Origin of the sequence: Alkalibaculum bacchi (assembly GCF_003317055.1) — a bacterium.
In the GTDB taxonomy this organism is placed as follows: Bacteria; Bacillota; Clostridia; order Eubacteriales; family Alkalibacteraceae; genus Alkalibaculum; species Alkalibaculum bacchi.
The window spans coordinates 163,056-179,396 of the sequence record NZ_QNRX01000001.1; the positions used below are offsets into that span (position 1 = coordinate 163,056).

Consider the following 16,341-nt stretch of genomic DNA (forward strand, 5'->3'; position numbering starts at 1 on the left):
ACTCCTTTACAAGTCAACTATAATTGCATGTTGTTGATTTCTTTATACGCTTCCACGCATTTATTGCGAACTTGAACGGCAAGCTCTAAGGCAATTCGGGCTTCTTCTGTTGCTATCATAACACTATGCAAATCTTCAACTTCACCAGTAATGAAATCTTGTGTTAATTTATCAGCCTTTACCTGGGTATTATTTAATTTTTCAATTTCATTGCTAATAATATCTTTAAAGGAAGAAATTCCTTCAACAGAAGAGTTTTCACTCGGTAAAATGGTAGAATCTGTTTTATTGACTGTAGGTATATTGGCACTTGCTAATGACTCATAACTTATTTGGTTTGTATTAGCTAGAATACTATTGTATAAAGACAATATGTTCATTTACGTTTCCTCAATTCTATTGTTTTTAAGGTGGTAAGCTTTAAGGTGGTAAGGTGGTAAGGTGGTAAGGAAAAGCATTTTTGCCACCGGTGGTGGCTTAGTGATAGAACGGTGAGGCACCGTTCCCTCCCCTGTCTCAGCTTATTTTTCTTCCACTTTCAGCTTTCCACTTTCCACTAACCTGAAATCACCCTTTAGAAATTTCCAAGGCCTTTTTTAGTATGCTCTTGCTGGTATTTAAGGCAGTTACATTTGCTTCGTATGCTCTCTGTGTGCTGATTAAATGAATCATTTCATCTACCATATTTACATTTGGCATCATAACATATCCTTCTTCATTGGCATCAGGATGAGATGGATTGTAAACCATTTCGAGATTTTCCTCATCTTGAGCAATGCCAACCACTCTAACACCAGCGCTCTTTTTTTCCATACGTCCTGTAACCTTGCTGATTTCAGTTCTTAATTTCTCTTCAAAGACTACGTCTTTACGCAAATAAGGCCCACCCTCTTCTGTTCGAGTAGTGTTTACATTGGCAATATTTGTAGAAATCGTATCCATCTTTAATCTTTCAAGAGCTAATCCACTTGCGTTAATTTGCATGGAGTTAAACACTGACATATTAAACTAACCTCACTTTAAAAACATTTTAAAAATGTCTTAGTATATTGTTTGTTCTCTAATAGCTAGTCTTCAAAGATCCTTCGCTACGCTCAGGATGACTGGGGCAGGAGCTAGGGCGCTCAGAATGAATGAGCAAGGAGCTTGGGTGCTCAGAATGACTGAGGCAAGAGCTTGGGTGCTCAGAATGACTGAGACAAGAGCTTGGGCCTTCGGCACTTAGAGATACGAAGAATCGCCTCTAACCAACTCCCCGGTCATCCTAGAGCGCAGCGAAGGATCTTCACATCAGCCACCAGTGGTGGCTATAAGGTTTTGCTTACCACCTGACCACCTTACCACCTGACCACCTTATTTATTAATTACATAGTTCAAATTAGCGAGCCTAGAATTCAACTGAGAGACTAATGTATTGTAATACAATTCATTAGCTGCTAATTCGGTCATTTCTAAATCGACATCTACATTGTTTCCATTGTCGTTTAGAGAAGTAGATTCTCTTTTTTTTACAATAGGTTCTATATCTTCTACTTCCCCAATGCCAAAGTGATTAGGATGAGATTTTTCTAAAGTCACTGCATTTTCATCTATGGCTGTCTTTAGTAAGTCTTCAAATTGAACTTTATTCACTTTGTAATCAGGTGTGTTGATATTTGCAATATTGCTAGATACGGTTCTTTGACGTAAAGAGGACATATCTAATCCTTTTTTGATCAAATCATAACTAAAATTACTCATTGTAAAACCCCTTTTATACAGTTTCTAATACCCATTTTATACAATAGTCTAACGATTCTTGTACAGTTGTTTAATAGCTGTTCCACTTTGGTTAGCAATCGTTAATAATTTAGTACAAATTATTCTAAACTTAAAAGTTTAGTCGTCTATTAGTAAGTTCTATTTTTAAGCTTTCTTATTCTCCCTATTAAACATATAGGTTAAGTTGACTATTTTAAAATAAAGTAGACCTTTTACAATATTACTAAAAATTGACAAAAAAAATATAGCAACTGGCTGCCATCTTGCGAAGGCCCTATAGCTTTGCGTCCTTACCTTTCGATAAGTTTGCCATTATAGTACATATTATCTTTATATGACATATTATCACAAATTTTTACATCTAACAACAAAAAGCGCAAAAAATACATGGATTTTACATGGATTTTCTTTGCGCTTTGGTTTTATTTAACTTGAATAAGATTTAATTTATCGTTCTACCTTAATCGTCTTTTAATGACAACTACGTTTGTGTGTTAGAATGTTGGAAATCAAATTTATTTTATACCTTAAACTTTACGTATACTTAAATATCCTTATCTATAAATATAGCTCTTTTACTGACAGATATATAACTATCTACTACATTATTTCGTTTTTTCACTTGTTTCATAGCTCCTACCAAATTTGCCTTTTTCTTTTGTAAGGATTCCATTAATTCTCTTTGTGCTGTAGAAAGAATATTAATATTTGTGCGATAAACTTCGTCTTCTGCATAGGAGCCTTGTTCTTCTTTGACAGCTTCCGTAATCTTTATGACTTGATCAAATTCGATTTTATTCTCCTCAATCAACCCTATACCTGTTTCTATTTCTCCGTCCCAAGATTGAATGTTTGCGATCACCTTTTTTAGAATTTCATTCCTTCGGTCAAGTAAATTTTCTAAATCTGCGCCCATGTGTCTCTCAACTCTTGCAGGTAATTTTTCACTTCAATAATACCCTCTGGATTTTTGTCAATATTAGCACGGACGAGTTTAAAATTCATATACTCATAAAGCTGGTATAAATTCTTGGCAATGTCTCCACCTGTTTCAAAATTTAAGGTAACCATAAACTCATTTATTATATCTTGAGCTTTCTTTAGGTTTGTATTAACCGTTTCATAGTCCTTACTCTCTAAAGCCATCTCCGCTAACTTACAATTTTTTATAGCACCATCATATAACATAATCAACAGTTTTTTCTTAGGTGCCGTCGTGATTTGATTATTTTTATATACATTGTTTGCATAAGCGTGGTTCATTTTTTTCTCCTTTATGCGGTTATTTGATATATGAGGTTTCTGAAAGTAATTAGTGCTCTAGCTAATCAGAGTTGTTAGTCGAAAAAAGCGGAAAGTGGAACTCGCCCCTAGGCGAGATTGTGTAAGATCCTTCGCTACGCTCAAGATGACTGAGGTAGTTAGCTTCGGTGATTACACAAGTCTCTGCACCCCTTAGATCTAAGCTACTGCTTTGTCATCCTGAGGAGCGCAAGCGACGAAGGATCTTTGACCCCAAAGCTTGACCCTAGCCTCCCACTTCCAACTTCTTACCTCCTGCATCTAAATGCATAGGGAACGGCGCCCTCATCGTTCCTCCATTAAGCTACCACTGGTGGCTAAGACGGTTTTGCTGACCACCTTACCACCTTATTTCTTACTCACATTCATCGCATCAATCTGCCCCACCAACCAGCTCATCTGGCTCTCTGCTTCCATCATGGCTACGTCTAAGGCGGTGAACATCTTTATGTATTGGGCTTGTTTCTTTTCCATTCGGAGGTTAAATCGGTCGATTTGATCGTTTAAATCTTCTAAGGTCTTTTCTAAACTTTCTGTCTTGCCTTTGATAATCCCTTTATCAGATGTAATATAGGAATTAATGTAATCATTTAATCGTACGCCAAAACCACTTTCTTCACCTTTGCTGTCCTTACTATTAAAGAAATTCGCTACATTTTGTGGGTCTTTCTCTAAAGCTTCGGTCAATTTACTAGAGTCAAATTGCAATTTACCAAACTTATCTATGGTAGTGACCCCTAGTTCCGAAATATCTTTAATCGTCGTGTTTTCATTACCTATAGTAGAAGTCACCAGATTACGAAGAGAGGAATGAAGCCTCATTAATGTACTATCTCCTGCCAAAGTTCCTCCACTACCTGGTATTTTAGGATCTCCTGCTGCTAGCTTGTCCTCTATAAAAGTCATAGTAGAATTATACTGGTCTACAAAATCCTGTATGGCACCAGATAACTTGGAAGTGTCTAATGATACTTTGACCGTATCGTGTTTTCCTTCTTCGTGGGTATTCTTCAAATGAATGGTTGTATACTGTAAAACGTCCTTCACTTCATTGGAATTTCGCTCTACGCTTACTCCATTAATGGTAAACTTTGCAGTAGTACCTTCTTCAACCTTCTTACCTGCCTCTGTAGTCAGACCAAGTTTTCCTAAGACCGTACTACCCTCAGCTTCTGATAATGTGATGGCACGATTACCTGTTTTTGCATCTGTAAGATAGAGCTGATCGTCAATAATCGTTGCGCTGATACCTGTGTCTTTTGATGCATCATTAATTTTACTGGTGATCTTACTTAGAGAATCCCCTGCTTCAATCGTAATATCTACACTTTTGTCATCACTGTTTTTAATAGTAAAAGTACCACTTATATCTAAAGCCTTGGTAATCCCACCCTCAGGTAAAGAAATTTTTCCAGAAAGAACACTAGTGCTCGTCGCCAATCGCTCTACATGTATTTTGTAATCTCCTACAGAAGTATTCTTAGATGCCGTAATAGAAACAGTATTTTCATTCGTAGAAGTAGAAGATTTTGCATTAAGAGTATCGGTTTTCGTTAATGCACTAAGTTTACTATTTAGAGAATTTAGCCTCGTATTAATATCCTTCCACGCATTTTGTTTTGCTGTAAGATTTGTCTTTTTATTCGATAATTGCACCAAAGGCAATTTTTCCGCTTCCATAAGCTTATCAATCGACGTCTGATCGATCCCAGAATAAGACCCTATAAAATTAATTCCTGCCATTATTTCACGCCCTTTCGTCTACTAAAATACCAACCAAATCCCAAATATTTGCCACAAGATCTAATATCTTTTCTGGAGGTATTTCTTTGATGATTTCATCGGTTTGTGTATTGACCAGCTTTACCATAATGCGATTGGTTCGCTCATGGATTTCGAATTTAAACTGCTCTTCATTTCGAAATATTAACTCATTACTATCCTCTACAGCCCTTTCTAAATCCTCTCGGCTGTAGTCACGTGCTTGTCCTTGTTCCTTAGAATAAACCACTAGCTCAGGAGCCTTCCGCTCACTTAAATGATTATCTAAAGACTTGTCTTCTGTTTTTGGTACGGTTTTTTGAGTCTGCGTTATAGGTCGAGTAATATGAATCATAAAAACACCCCTTTAACAATGAACAATGAACATTGAACATTGAACATTGAACATTGAACATTGAACATTGAACATTGAACATTGAACATTGAACATTGAACATTGAACATTGAACATTGAACAATTATTGAAACTTTTCGCTTTGCGAAAAGTACTTTTGGAAATTCTCTTCGCAAAATTAAAAGCACATTAGTTCTAAGTTTTATGTTGTAAGTTCTAAGTAAAACCTTTGATTACTAATAGTAACTATGTATGCCAATTAAAGCCACCCCTACTACTCATGTCATCCTGAGGAGCCTGCGACAAAGGATCTTACACTACCTCGCCCCTAGGCGAGATATGTTTTCAGCTTTCCGCTTTCCGCATTCAGCTTTTTAAAAAAAGCCGACCGCATAACAGTCGGCTTATTTTAAAAACTATTATTGAAGTAATTGAAGTACAGATTGTGGCATTTGATTTGCTTGTGCAAGCATGCTTGTAGCTGCTTGGCTTAAGATATTGTTCTTAGTGAACTCCATCATTTCTTGAGCCATATCTACGTCACGAATACGTGATTCAGCAGCAGATAGGTTTTCAGATGTTGTAGTTAAGTTGTTGATTGTGTGATCTAATCTATTTTGAGTAGCACCAAGTTTAGATCTTTCAGCTGATACTGATTTGATAGCTTCATCTAGTGTTGCAATAGCTTCATTTGCACCACTCTGTGTTAATACGTCGATATCTTTAACTTTATTAGTGCTACTACCGAGTGTTTTTGTACTCATTTCGTTAATGTCTATTAACATATTTTGATCTTTATTAGCACCGATATGTAACGCTGCACCACTTTTTGTTACGTTAATTGTAGCGGTATCACTATCAGCTCCAGCTACTTCTAGTTCGGCACCTCTATAAATTACTGATTGACCAACACCTTTTAGTTCTTCAGTTACCATATCACCATCACTGATATTTACTTCAACATTGTCTCCAGCTACAAAAGTACCTCCTGTATAATCAGTACCTCCAATAACTACCTCCGCACTTGAACCATACGCTTTAGCAGTAAACACCTCACCATTATTATCTACTGATACACCTGTCTTCTCTGTTTGTGCATTGACTTTATCTGCAAAATCAGTTGCACTAGTTACTCCTGTTAAATCAATTTTAATTCCATTTATTGAGAAATCATTAGTAAGTGCAGTAAAATCAGTAGGTGCAGTAAATGTGTTAGTACTCTGTGTAGCTTCTTGAGTGACTGTTAATTCATATTTCCCTACTTTTAACCCAGTTGCACTTGTAACATCTGCAATTGTTTTATCACTTGATGTTCCTACTGCACCTAAACTACCATTGAGCAATTTTTGAGTATTAAATTCTGTGGAATCTGAAATTCTATTAATTTCTGATTTTAATTGTTCAATTTCTTTTTGTATTTCTCTTCGATCATCTAATGTGTTGGTATCATTTGAAGATTGTACGGATAGTTCTCTCATTCTTTGAAGAATAGAGTGAGTTTCGCTTAAAGCACCTTCCGCAGTCTGAATTAACGAAATACCGTCTTGTGCATTTCGTACAGCTTGATTTAACCCACCAATTTGGCCTCTCATTTTTTCTGAGATTGCTAAACCTGCCGCATCATCCCCAGCTTTGTTGATTCGAAGACCTGAAGATAATTTTTCTAAAGAGTTGCTCTTTGCAGTGTTAGCGCTTGTTAATCTTGAATAAGTGTTCATTGCTGATAAGTTGTTATTAATTCTCATGTGTAATTCCTCCTTGAATTTTCGTTGGCATCCTTGCCGTTTTTTAAAGAAACATCGCGATATTTGCTTCTTGATGTTTATATCGGAGGATTTTGGGGGGAGTTAATAGGGGGCGAAATAATTTTTTCGTATTTCTTACCGCGAAATCTATTTTAAATTTAGTGGAATTTTTTTTAGTTGGTCAGACACAAGAAAACTCAATTAAAGAATATGAAGATCAAGATCTTTTCTTGCAAATATCTATCTACTATCTTAAAAAAATCAAAAATTAGTAGCCCTTGAACTTCTTAAAAGGGTGCTAGAACATAATTTGATTCAAAAATTGTCGAAATGCTTATTCAAATTATAAATAAAAAATAAGGAGAATCAAGTAATGGACTACACAAACTTTTCAAGAGAACAACTTTTAAACCGTATAAAAAGTCTCGAGATGCTCAACAATGAATTGCTAAAGTCTTCAGGGGACATGTCTCAAGTTCTTACTGTTTACATGCATCATTTAGCCATTCCACCATATAAAAACGAAACCTACTAAAAAACACAATACCACTGCCATCTTATTTTATAAAAATAGAGACAAAAAAAGCATGGCAAATATACCATACTTCTTTAATGAACGATATTAATAAATAATTATTGATTTAGACTTGTTATCTTATATTTGTATTGTTACGCTACCTGGATCTCTTCTAATAATTTAGATAAGAGATTTTTATATTTGTCCTTTCTGTTTAGGAGCTTAAATCCATCATTGGAGAGGGCAGCGACTCTTGAAAGAATTAGTTTACACATAGCTAACAGGACGGGAACCACCCTATTTTTACATATGGAATTGTGAATTCAACAATGCCTGTTGAGTATGGTGCTATATCATATTGCTGATAGTAAATGGTTATTTCATTAGATGACATATAAAAGCTGTAGGGATTAAAATTTTTTATAATTAGGTCTTTGTAGTCATCAAAGTAAATTCCCGGATTTTCTTTTAAGTTTTCTCCGGTCTGTGTTATTATTTCCTGTATAATCATATGGGTATAATCTGTATGAGGCTCAAAGAAACAATAGAGATAAATACTTTCTCCGGTGCATAATTCCCATGTGTTTGAAGTTCTTATCGTGTTTCCGTGTGCCCCTCCCGTGAATTCATATTTGTCGACATAAAGGCTTAAAAAGCAGTTGCCATTATAAGTTATTGTATATTCCATATAAGCTTCATAACCATGAAAAGGAAAATTGTTTTTCAGTGAATCTATATAGGTATTCATTGCCTGATTATAAAGTGTGTTTGTAGCATATTTGATGTATTCATTAACTTGCATACTAATTTGATTATTTATCATCTCTTCTGCACGTGGACTGTTATAAACATTTACTATTGGATATTTAATATTAAGTGTCAGTATTTCAATGTCATCATGCTTAAATTTGCAATTAATTTCTCGCATGTTGATAGTGGCAAAACATCTCGGTTTCCTCATTTACAAACCTCCCTTAATATCTAATGCAAGGTATTAGATAGTTGTTCTTCCTTTCTTATATAAGCTTATTATCATCATATGCTCAAATTGTAAAGATGCTAATCTATCTTTAGGCATATCCTGACGGTGACTTTTCACTCCAATACTTTACAGTTAATAGATACGAGTTTTACCAGGGATGGGACTTTTTGATTTATTAGGTTTTAAAGAATTTGAGATAGGGTGGTCAATTTAATAAAAATAAATACTGCCCTACTTGAATGTCATCAAGAAGAATTTTTGACTTCATACTTAAATATGTGTGATCCTTCGGCTAAAGCCTCTGGATGACTGGGGTAATAGTTAGGGTCTCAAAAAGCTACTAGCTTTTAACAACTAACATTTTAGTCACTGGTAGTAGCTAAATGGGAGAATTATCTTCCATTCTTATCTTTTCTTATTTACTTTGTGTGGAGTTATTGCCATATTTATACTATTAATATATAATAATGATATCAAAATAATATCAATGGAGGTTTTTAATTATGGTCGAGGAGAAAAATAAATTTATTGAAAATGAGATTCTACCGAAAACGCAAAATGGAATGGGTGTTTTATTACTGAATATTGCATTGATGATTCTATCCATAATCTTATTGATCTGCAGCATATCTTTTATGAATGGGATATTTCAAATTATTCTCCCTACTCTTAGCATGCTTTATTTCTTTATTATTGGCCCAATAATATTCGCGGGTCTTAAAATTTTAAGACCCAATGAAGCATTAGTCTTAACTTTATTTGGAAAGTATTACGGCACATTAAAAGGAGAAGGTTTCTATTTTGTCAATCCATTTGTAACTGCTCTAAATCCAGCGACAAACAATACGACTACTGGTAATTTATCCGTAGATTCCACAGTAGAAACAAGAGTTGGAGAAGTAAACATTAATAAACCAAACATCTCCAACAAAAAAATTTCTCTTAAAGCTATGACTTTAAATAATGAAAGACAAAAAATAAATGATGCATTAGGCAATCCAATCATCATAGGTATTGTAGTAATCTGGAAAGTAGAAAACACCGCTAAGGCAGTATTTAATGTAGACAATTACACAGAGTTTCTTTCTATCCAATGTGATTCAGCCCTAAGAAACATTGTGCGCCTTTATCCATACGATACTTTTGGTGAAGATAACGAAAAAACCCTAAGGGGGAGTAGCCAAGAAGTATCACTAAAATTACAAGAAGAAATACAGTCTAAAGTAGAAGTAGCTGGATTAAAGATAATGGAAGCGAGAATCACCCATTTAGCCTATGCTCCAGAAATTGCAGCAGCTATGCTACAGAGACAACAAGCCTCTGCAATAATCGATGCAAGACAGATGATTGTAGAAGGAGCAGTAGGCATGGTGGAGATGGCATTAGTTAAATTAAATGAAAATAATATTGTAGAACTTGACGAAGAAAGAAAAGCAGCTATGGTGAGCAATTTGTTAGTCGTTTTATGCGGAAACAAAGATGCTCAACCAATCGTCAATAGTGGATCACTATATTGAAGGTAATACATGGAAAAAAACGATAAAACAAAAAAACAATTGCTGCTACGTTTATCTCCACATCTATGGGAAGAGATCTCCAAGTGGGCAGAAGACGATTTTCGCTCTATAAATGGTCAAATTGAATACTTGCTACACGAATGCGTAAAGCAACGCAAGAAAAGCAAAACCAAAAATCCATCCGAATAGGATGGATTTTTGACTTCTTCTTGAATCATTTTTTGCGCAGTTGGCTCCGATGACTATTAGTCAATAAAAAATTAGACTATATCGTTTAGAATTATGCGGATATAATTATGAAATACTTCATATAAATATTATTTTGTAATTACACTTAATTTTATCTTAACAAATCAAACAAGTCGCCGATATTATCACTAGAGGTGAATGAAATGAGTGAAAAGATTTTTAACAACGAAGTGTTACATGCATTCCATACTGTAATTGATTACCTGCCAATATTAATGGACGAACCTACGGCAATATATATTACAGATGAAGAATGTTACAGAGTAGTTCGAGATGTTGAGGAGGTTCCTTTAAAAAGTCAAGTGGGAGACTCTATTATCCAAGCGGTTAAAGATGCAGTTAAAAGCGGAGAACCATTTATTGGAGATTTTGAAGCGAATGGAGCTAAATTTAAATCTTACAATTTGCCTATCAAAGACGAAAATGGCAAAATTGCAGGTCATTTACTTATGGCAAAAAGTTTAAAACGTAAACAAGAGGTTCAAAACGCTGCAGAAAATATTAAATCTTCTTTAGAGCAAATCACTATGGCCATTAGTGATTTAAATGTAAATCTTCAGCAAGTAGTAGATAGCAATCAGGAAATGGTAAATATTGTACAGGAATCCACTAATAAGACTAAGGATACCAATAATATATTAAATTTCATCCAGGAGATTTCTTCACAGACGAATCTCTTAGGGCTTAATGCCGCCATTGAAGCAGCTCGAGCTGGGGAATATGGTAGGGGATTTGATGTAGTAGCGAAGGAAATTCGAAAATTATCTAGTTCTACTAGTGAATCTGTTAAAAAAGTCGATGATGTATTAAAAAATGTGTCTAACTCCATAAATAACCTTAATAATAGGATTTTAGACTCTAATCAAAATTTCGAAGTTCAAGCATCAAGCTTAGAGGAAATTGCAGCTTCCATAGAAGAGCTAAATTCTTCTGCGGAGATTATGCATAATTTAGCGGAAAAGCTGTAAATAAAGATAGCCACCAGGGACCAGCCATCAGCGATCAAGGTTTTGCTACCGTTGGTGGCTCTTAGTGGTCCTTGAGTTTATAATAAGCATGAAAAGTATACATGTTATGTAAGATCCTTCGCTTGCGCTCAGGATGACGAGGCCTACGGCCAGCGATCAGCGTTCAACCACACAAAACAATATAGCTTCCAATAAACTCCGCAGCCCTCTTTATCTCTTCCAATACATTTAAAATATCTTTAAATATCTGAATGAATTCTATATTTTTGTCTTTTGCTTTTTCTAAGGATATGCCTAACTCCGATAATTTTTTTACCTGGGTGGTATAGATTTTCCATAGGCTGTATTTTCTTATGGTGTCTTCTTCGGATACTAGGGCATTGATGTAGATTTGGGTTTGTTGAATGAGATATATGTCTTCGATTAATATATTAGTAAATTCTTGTGCGCTATTCTTTGTCATTTCTTCATGCTTGTCTATAAAGGATTCTAATGTTTTTAGCAGTTCTTTTATGTATGTTTCTGTCCTAAATAGTGTACTTTTAATGAGATTAGGTATGCTTTGGGTGATTACTTGTATCTTTTTTATGACTTTCACATTATTGTCGATAAATTGTGGAAAATTGTTGTATACAGGAAGCCCGTCTACCACTAGATAATTTATATTGATTCCCTTTACAATGGTATTGTCGTATATGGTTTTTAAGATTTCATCAGAGTCATTTTTTACTGTTATTTTGCATTCTTCATTAATTTGAACTTGCATAATTTCCTCCTGAAATTTCACCTTTAAAATAGAAAGTGAATTTGAAAATTATTTTAAAATATCTTTAGATATTTATTATATCACTATCTAGGTTCAAAATACAGCAACCAGTAATCATCTTTCTAGCCACTGATAGTGATTGCAATGGATTAGTCGTTCTTAGTATAGTTTTTATGCAAAGATAAGCTTGAATCTAAAAAAGTGCCTTTGGCATTTTAGTCTCTAGTCATTCGTCCTAAGTCACTAGGGTTAGGGTATTCCTTTTGGGTCAAGATCCTTTGCTTGCGCTCAGGATGACGGGGGGGTGTGCTGTGCGCACAATTTAGAATTTACAATTTAGAATTTAGAATTAAACCTCTTAGTATCGTTTTTCGTACAAAGATGAGCTTGAATTCAAAAAAGGCTACCGTAGGTAGCTCTTTTTCGAAGTTCTTTGTTCTATATTGTAATCAAAACCTTTGCCACCAGTGGTGGCTTATTGTTTTTGCTTACCACCTTACCACCTTGTTACCTTACCACCTTACCACCTTGTTACCTTACCACCTTATCAAACTTTATTCAGTATATCTAATACGTTCACCTTTGAATCAATAGATGCCTTGTTCTCAGCTTTTACATCGTCTTGTACTTCTTTTCTAAGGATGTTCACGTTTTTTGGTGCTTCGATTCCGATTTTTATTTTTCCTTCTACTACTTCTAGTATTTTTATCTCAATATTTTCCCCTATAATAATACTTTCTCCTGCTTTTCGATTGAGTATGAGCATATCATTCACCTATCTCTTGGGGAAATAATTTGTGTTTTGTAGCATATAGCGAATCGTTTAGAATAAATTGTTTTCCTTTTTTATCTTCTAAATTAATAAGAACAGGTGCAAGGAGGTTAGCAGTGCTTTCCTTTAGAGTATCACCTAAAGTTACAATACTATAGATAGCCATTTGATTTTGTTGATCAGGAAGAATCCCCAGCTTTTTCAGTTCTTCATCAGGAATTTCCACATCATAATCTTCAAAAAAATCCCAAGGATTTACGACTAAGAAGGCAATGTAACTGGTATGAATACTCTGAAGAAAACAAAAGTGATCATTATTAGGAATTTCGAGTAACACAAATTCATGTTCATCCTCAAACCCTAAAATTCCCATTTCAAAATATTTAATATTTTCCTCTATTATATCAACTTGTCCTAAGTATTTTGTTTCTATTTGCATAAACTACCTCATTATTCAATCATTATATTTGTGTAGCGAAAACAATACCAGAGGCATTACGTTTTCCCTTTAATCATAATCAACTATTGGCTGTCTCTTAGCAATATTCGTCAAAACAAGCTAAAAAGTTCCGCTTTCCGCCTTCCACTTTCACCTTACCTCAAGTAATCGAGCAAACTCGGTTGTAATATTTGCGCTCCTACAGAAAGCGATGCTTGGTATACGGCTTTCATATTACTAAATTCCATGTATTTTTCAGCTACATCTACATCTTGCCTTTGGGATAATAGACTGTTTAAGTTTAAGTTTTCTGTTTCATTTCGATCTTTTGCAGATTCTAATCGATTGTATACTGCACCAATTTGAGATCGAACTCGGATTACATTGTCTAGGTGCTGGTCCATATCTGCTAATAAGTTTTTTGAAAGGGTATCTGCACTTCCATCTTTTAATGCGCTAACAACATTCTCCAAGAATGTGCCCAGGTCCTTATTTTCTTCATCACTAAGACTGTAATTACTGTCTAACTTAGTGATTTGGCTTCCAGCAGTAGGAATCTCTATTGTAACACCTTTAGAAATCTCTCTTGTCACGTTGTTGTCGTCCCCTGCTATATAGTTCATATTTTCGTCAAATGGACTTTCCGTCGTTTTTTGCCCTCCAAATATATACCTACCGTCAAAGTTGGTATTTAAGATATCTGCTAACTGACCAATTTTCATTTGTACCTCATCTTTTATAGCATTTCGGTCCGTATCTGACAATGTACCATTTGAACCGTAAACAATCAGCTCTCTCACCCTTTGGAGGGTTCTTGTTACATCGCTTAATGCTGTATCCTGAGTTTGCACCCAACCTAATGTATTATTTATATTTGTATTGTATTGTTCGTTTTGCAAAATATTATTTTCTAGTGACATAATCTTTGACACCAACAAAGGATCGTCTGAGGGTCTAGATACTTCTTGTCCAGAAGATATTTGGTTTTGATACGTTTTCATCTTTTCAAGATTTTTATTGAGATTTCTTAAGTAATTTTTATTTAATGTTTGATTTGTTATTCGCAATCCTTACACCCCGGTTCTATTGATTAATGTGTCAAGCATCTCAGATAATACAGAAATCACTCTGGCATTTGCCTCATAGGACTTTTGATACTTAATTAAATTTGTCACTTCTTCATCGATAGAGACTCCAGAGGTAGATTCTCTTCTCTGCTCTAATTGATCTAAAAGGACTCCTTGATTGGATACCATATTGTCTGCATGTTCTTTTGAAATACCTACTTTAGTGACGATATCTGAATAAGCTCCTTCAATGGTGATACCACCCTGTTGATTCTTAATCGTCATGGTATCTATATCGTATTCTATAGTCGCACCTTCTTGAAAAGAAAGCTTCGTATTTCGAAGTCTAGCTATGGCCAAAGCTCTTGAGCCATCTCCTTCTGGCGAATCACTAGCTTTTCCTGTACGCACTAGGCTATTGTCTTCTTGAATTTTATCATTTACTTGTATCGTAGCCGCATCAAACTCGCCATCTTCAAATGTAAAAAACAAATCATTTGCTGGATCTGCTCCAGTATGAACTGTATTTATAGCATCTGCCATTGTTTTAGCAAAATTATTTAACTCTGCTCTCCGACTCTTTAACTCCTCAATAGCTTCTGTATTCCCTTTTATTTGCCCTGAGCTTACTGTTATTGCGATTTTATCTTCTCCAACAGAGATTGAAATAGAAGAATCATCGATATTTATATTTACATTTTTTGCACCTTCCGTATTGAGTACTTCTACAAAGCCTGAATCCTCACGATTAAAAGATATTGCTACACGACCATAGGTATCAAAATCAGCCTTAAAATCTGCAGTAGCAGACAAATCTCTTAACAGCAAATCTCTTTGATCTAATAAATCATTTGGAATTTGATCTTTTAGGGATATATTAAATATTTGTTTGTTTAAAGAATCCAATTGTTTGATAATAGAATTCATATCCTGTACATTCTTTTCAATTTGTCCTTTTGTCTCAGCAATCAAAGAATCTGTTTGACTTGCCATGTGCTTTAGGGTATCCGTCATTGTTTTAGATTTTTCTACAACGATGGTTTTCGATGAAAGATTTTCAGGATTTGAACTAAGCTCTTGCCAACTATCAAACATCTCTCCTAAATTAAAATTGAGTCCCGTTTTTGAGGGCTCATTAAAGATGACTTCTAGCTGGTCTAGAACCTGAGCTTTTGTTGTATACTGTTCTAGAGTGCCATTTTCTTGCCTGATTTGTTTCGAAACATAATCGTCTACAAGCCTAACAATAGACTCCATCTTGACTCCTGTACCCAGCTGCCCTACTCCTGTGTAGTTAGAAGCTATATCTGCTTTTAAATCTACCCTTTGCCTCGAAAAGCCTTCTGTATTAGCATTAGAAATATTGTGAATAACCGTCTGGAGTGCTGTCTGCTGAGCTATAAGACCTTTATTTGCCGCATTAAATGAACTAAAAATTCCTCCCATATTCCACCTCTATACTGATTGATCAATTAAATTGATTGTATTTTTTGACTCATAGCTCCCCTTAGGAGAGTACGTATTTGTACTGCCTTGAACATTTTTTGACATACTCTCTAATAAATTATTTTGAAAACGAAGGGCTTGTTTTGTCAAAAGCAAATTCGTTTCTTGTAATTCATTAATCTGCTCTATAATAGCCATAATTTTATTGTTATCTTGTATATCTAAGCCTTTTAAATTCGATAATTCTTCAATATAACTTTTTTTACTCTCAACAATTTGAGCAATTGCATTTCCATCATTGTGAATCAATGCTTCTTTTTCTTCATGTAATAATGTTAAAATGGACTTTAAATGATTGGCTAATTCCTGTGTACTATTCATTATTGCCACTTTCCTTTTGGTTTTTTATTGCATTCATAATTTTATCTGCAATTTTATCAGGTGAGACCTTGTAGGAGCCTTCGAGAATGGCCTTTCGAATCTCTTCTACCTTTTCACCATACTTGCTACCTTCCGCTTGATTGATTTTTTGGGCTAAAGACTTAGCAGAGTCCGAAATCTCTATATTAATATTCTTTTCTTTTTTTATATTTGTCGTCTGTTCACGTTGCTCTTGTGTTTTATAAGGATTATTGCTTATAAAACGACTATGAGAATGATTGATTTTCATAAAATATCCTCCTTGTACCTTTGT

20 protein-coding genes and 1 riboswitch are annotated in these 16,341 nt (G+C 34.7%); of the genes, 4 read left to right on the plus strand and 16 right to left on the minus strand.

What is annotated here, in order from left to right; all coding sequences use genetic code 11:
- Nucleotides 1–17: 17 nt before the first annotated feature.
- The 8 genes from fliE to DES36_RS00835 all read right to left on the minus strand — a co-directional run bounded on the left by fliE (nt 18) and on the right by DES36_RS00835 (nt 6,924).
- On the minus strand, nt 18–380 hold the full coding sequence (fliE, locus tag DES36_RS00800) for a flagellar hook-basal body complex protein FliE (RefSeq protein ID WP_113919318.1): 363 nt from the start codon (nt 378–380) through the stop codon (nt 18–20).
- A 187-nt stretch (nt 381–567) separates the two neighbouring features.
- Nucleotides 568–1,002 carry a flagellar basal body rod protein FlgC gene (gene flgC, locus DES36_RS00805; protein WP_113919319.1) on the minus strand — a complete coding sequence of 145 codons (435 nt, stop codon included), beginning with the start codon at nt 1,000–1,002 and terminating at the stop codon, nt 568–570.
- A 351-nt stretch (nt 1,003–1,353) separates the two neighbouring features.
- Entirely contained in the window at nt 1,354–1,740 is a 387-nt protein-coding gene (flgB, locus tag DES36_RS00810) for a flagellar basal body rod protein FlgB (RefSeq protein WP_113919320.1), read from the minus strand.
- Nucleotides 1,741–2,004: 264 nt separating this feature from the next.
- Nucleotides 2,005–2,082, minus strand: a riboswitch (cyclic di-GMP riboswitch).
- A 223-nt stretch (nt 2,083–2,305) separates the two neighbouring features.
- Nucleotides 2,306–2,677 (minus strand): hypothetical protein, encoded by a 372-nt coding sequence (locus DES36_RS00815; RefSeq protein ID WP_113919321.1) that lies wholly within the window; start codon nt 2,675–2,677, stop codon nt 2,306–2,308.
- Nucleotides 2,662–3,024: a flagellar export chaperone FliS gene (fliS, locus tag DES36_RS00820; RefSeq protein WP_113919322.1), complete on the minus strand. Its 363-nt coding sequence runs from the start codon at nt 3,022–3,024 to the stop codon at nt 2,662–2,664. Before fliS ends, DES36_RS00815 begins: the two co-directional genes overlap by 16 nt.
- Before the next feature lie 387 nt (nt 3,025–3,411).
- A complete protein-coding gene (gene fliD / locus DES36_RS00825) occupies nt 3,412–4,806 on the minus strand; it encodes a flagellar filament capping protein FliD (RefSeq protein ID WP_113919323.1) in 1,395 nt (464 codons plus the stop codon).
- 4 nt (nt 4,807–4,810) lie between these two features.
- Entirely contained in the window at nt 4,811–5,179 is a 369-nt protein-coding gene (locus DES36_RS00830) for a flagellar protein FlaG (RefSeq protein WP_113919324.1), read from the minus strand.
- A gap of 419 nt (nt 5,180–5,598) precedes the next feature.
- Nucleotides 5,599–6,924, minus strand: coding sequence for a flagellin N-terminal helical domain-containing protein (locus tag DES36_RS00835; RefSeq protein WP_113919325.1), 1,326 nt, complete (start codon nt 6,922–6,924; stop codon nt 5,599–5,601).
- 373 nt (nt 6,925–7,297) lie between these two features.
- Here DES36_RS00835 and DES36_RS14685 point away from each other — a divergent pair, with 373 nt between their 5' ends.
- Complete coding sequence (locus tag DES36_RS14685; RefSeq protein ID WP_170128123.1) at nt 7,298–7,459, plus strand: hypothetical protein; 162 nt, start codon at nt 7,298–7,300, stop codon at nt 7,457–7,459.
- Between the two features lie 259 nt (nt 7,460–7,718).
- Here DES36_RS14685 and DES36_RS00845 read toward each other — a convergent pair whose 3' ends face one another.
- Nucleotides 7,719–8,402 carry a DUF3298 and DUF4163 domain-containing protein gene (locus DES36_RS00845; protein WP_113919327.1) on the minus strand — a complete coding sequence of 228 codons (684 nt, stop codon included), beginning with the start codon at nt 8,400–8,402 and terminating at the stop codon, nt 7,719–7,721.
- 524 nt (nt 8,403–8,926) lie between these two features.
- On the opposite strand from DES36_RS00845, the gene DES36_RS00850 reads away from it, so the two are divergent.
- The 3 genes from DES36_RS00850 (at nt 8,927) to DES36_RS15255 (ending at nt 11,157) form a co-directional block, all read left to right on the plus strand.
- Complete coding sequence (locus tag DES36_RS00850; protein WP_113919328.1) at nt 8,927–9,940, plus strand: SPFH domain-containing protein; 1,014 nt, start codon at nt 8,927–8,929, stop codon at nt 9,938–9,940.
- 9 nt (nt 9,941–9,949) lie between these two features.
- The gene (locus tag DES36_RS00855; protein ID WP_113919329.1) at nt 9,950–10,129 is read left to right on the plus strand and encodes a type II toxin-antitoxin system antitoxin; all 180 of its coding nucleotides are present in this window, start codon (nt 9,950–9,952) and stop codon (nt 10,127–10,129) included.
- Nucleotides 10,130–10,332: 203 nt separating this feature from the next.
- Nucleotides 10,333–11,157, plus strand: a complete 825-nt coding sequence (locus DES36_RS15255; RefSeq protein WP_113919330.1) for a methyl-accepting chemotaxis protein — start codon at nt 10,333–10,335, stop codon at nt 11,155–11,157.
- Between the two features lie 163 nt (nt 11,158–11,320).
- On the opposite strand, the gene DES36_RS00865 is transcribed toward DES36_RS15255, so the two are convergent.
- The 7 genes from DES36_RS00865 to flgM all read right to left on the minus strand — a co-directional run bounded on the left by DES36_RS00865 (nt 11,321) and on the right by flgM (nt 16,317).
- A complete protein-coding gene (locus DES36_RS00865; protein WP_113919331.1) occupies nt 11,321–11,923 on the minus strand; it encodes a hypothetical protein in 603 nt (200 codons plus the stop codon).
- Nucleotides 11,924–12,470: 547 nt separating this feature from the next.
- Nucleotides 12,471–12,689, minus strand: a complete 219-nt coding sequence (gene csrA, locus DES36_RS00870) for a carbon storage regulator CsrA (protein ID WP_113919332.1) — start codon at nt 12,687–12,689, stop codon at nt 12,471–12,473.
- Nucleotide 12,690: 1 nt separating this feature from the next.
- Nucleotides 12,691–13,134, minus strand: a complete 444-nt coding sequence (gene fliW / locus DES36_RS00875) for a flagellar assembly protein FliW (protein ID WP_113919333.1) — start codon at nt 13,132–13,134, stop codon at nt 12,691–12,693.
- Between the two features lie 155 nt (nt 13,135–13,289).
- Entirely contained in the window at nt 13,290–14,201 is a 912-nt protein-coding gene (gene flgL / locus DES36_RS00880) for a flagellar hook-associated protein FlgL (RefSeq protein ID WP_113919334.1), read from the minus strand.
- A gap of 3 nt (nt 14,202–14,204) precedes the next feature.
- The gene (gene flgK / locus DES36_RS00885) at nt 14,205–15,647 is read right to left on the minus strand and encodes a flagellar hook-associated protein FlgK (protein ID WP_113919335.1); all 1,443 of its coding nucleotides are present in this window, start codon (nt 15,645–15,647) and stop codon (nt 14,205–14,207) included.
- A gap of 9 nt (nt 15,648–15,656) precedes the next feature.
- The gene (locus DES36_RS00890; protein ID WP_113919336.1) at nt 15,657–16,028 is read right to left on the minus strand and encodes a flagellar export chaperone FlgN; all 372 of its coding nucleotides are present in this window, start codon (nt 16,026–16,028) and stop codon (nt 15,657–15,659) included.
- Entirely contained in the window at nt 16,021–16,317 is a 297-nt protein-coding gene (gene flgM, locus DES36_RS00895) for a flagellar biosynthesis anti-sigma factor FlgM (RefSeq protein WP_113919337.1), read from the minus strand. Before flgM ends, DES36_RS00890 begins: the two co-directional genes overlap by 8 nt.
- Between the last annotated feature and the right edge of the window lie 24 nt (nt 16,318–16,341).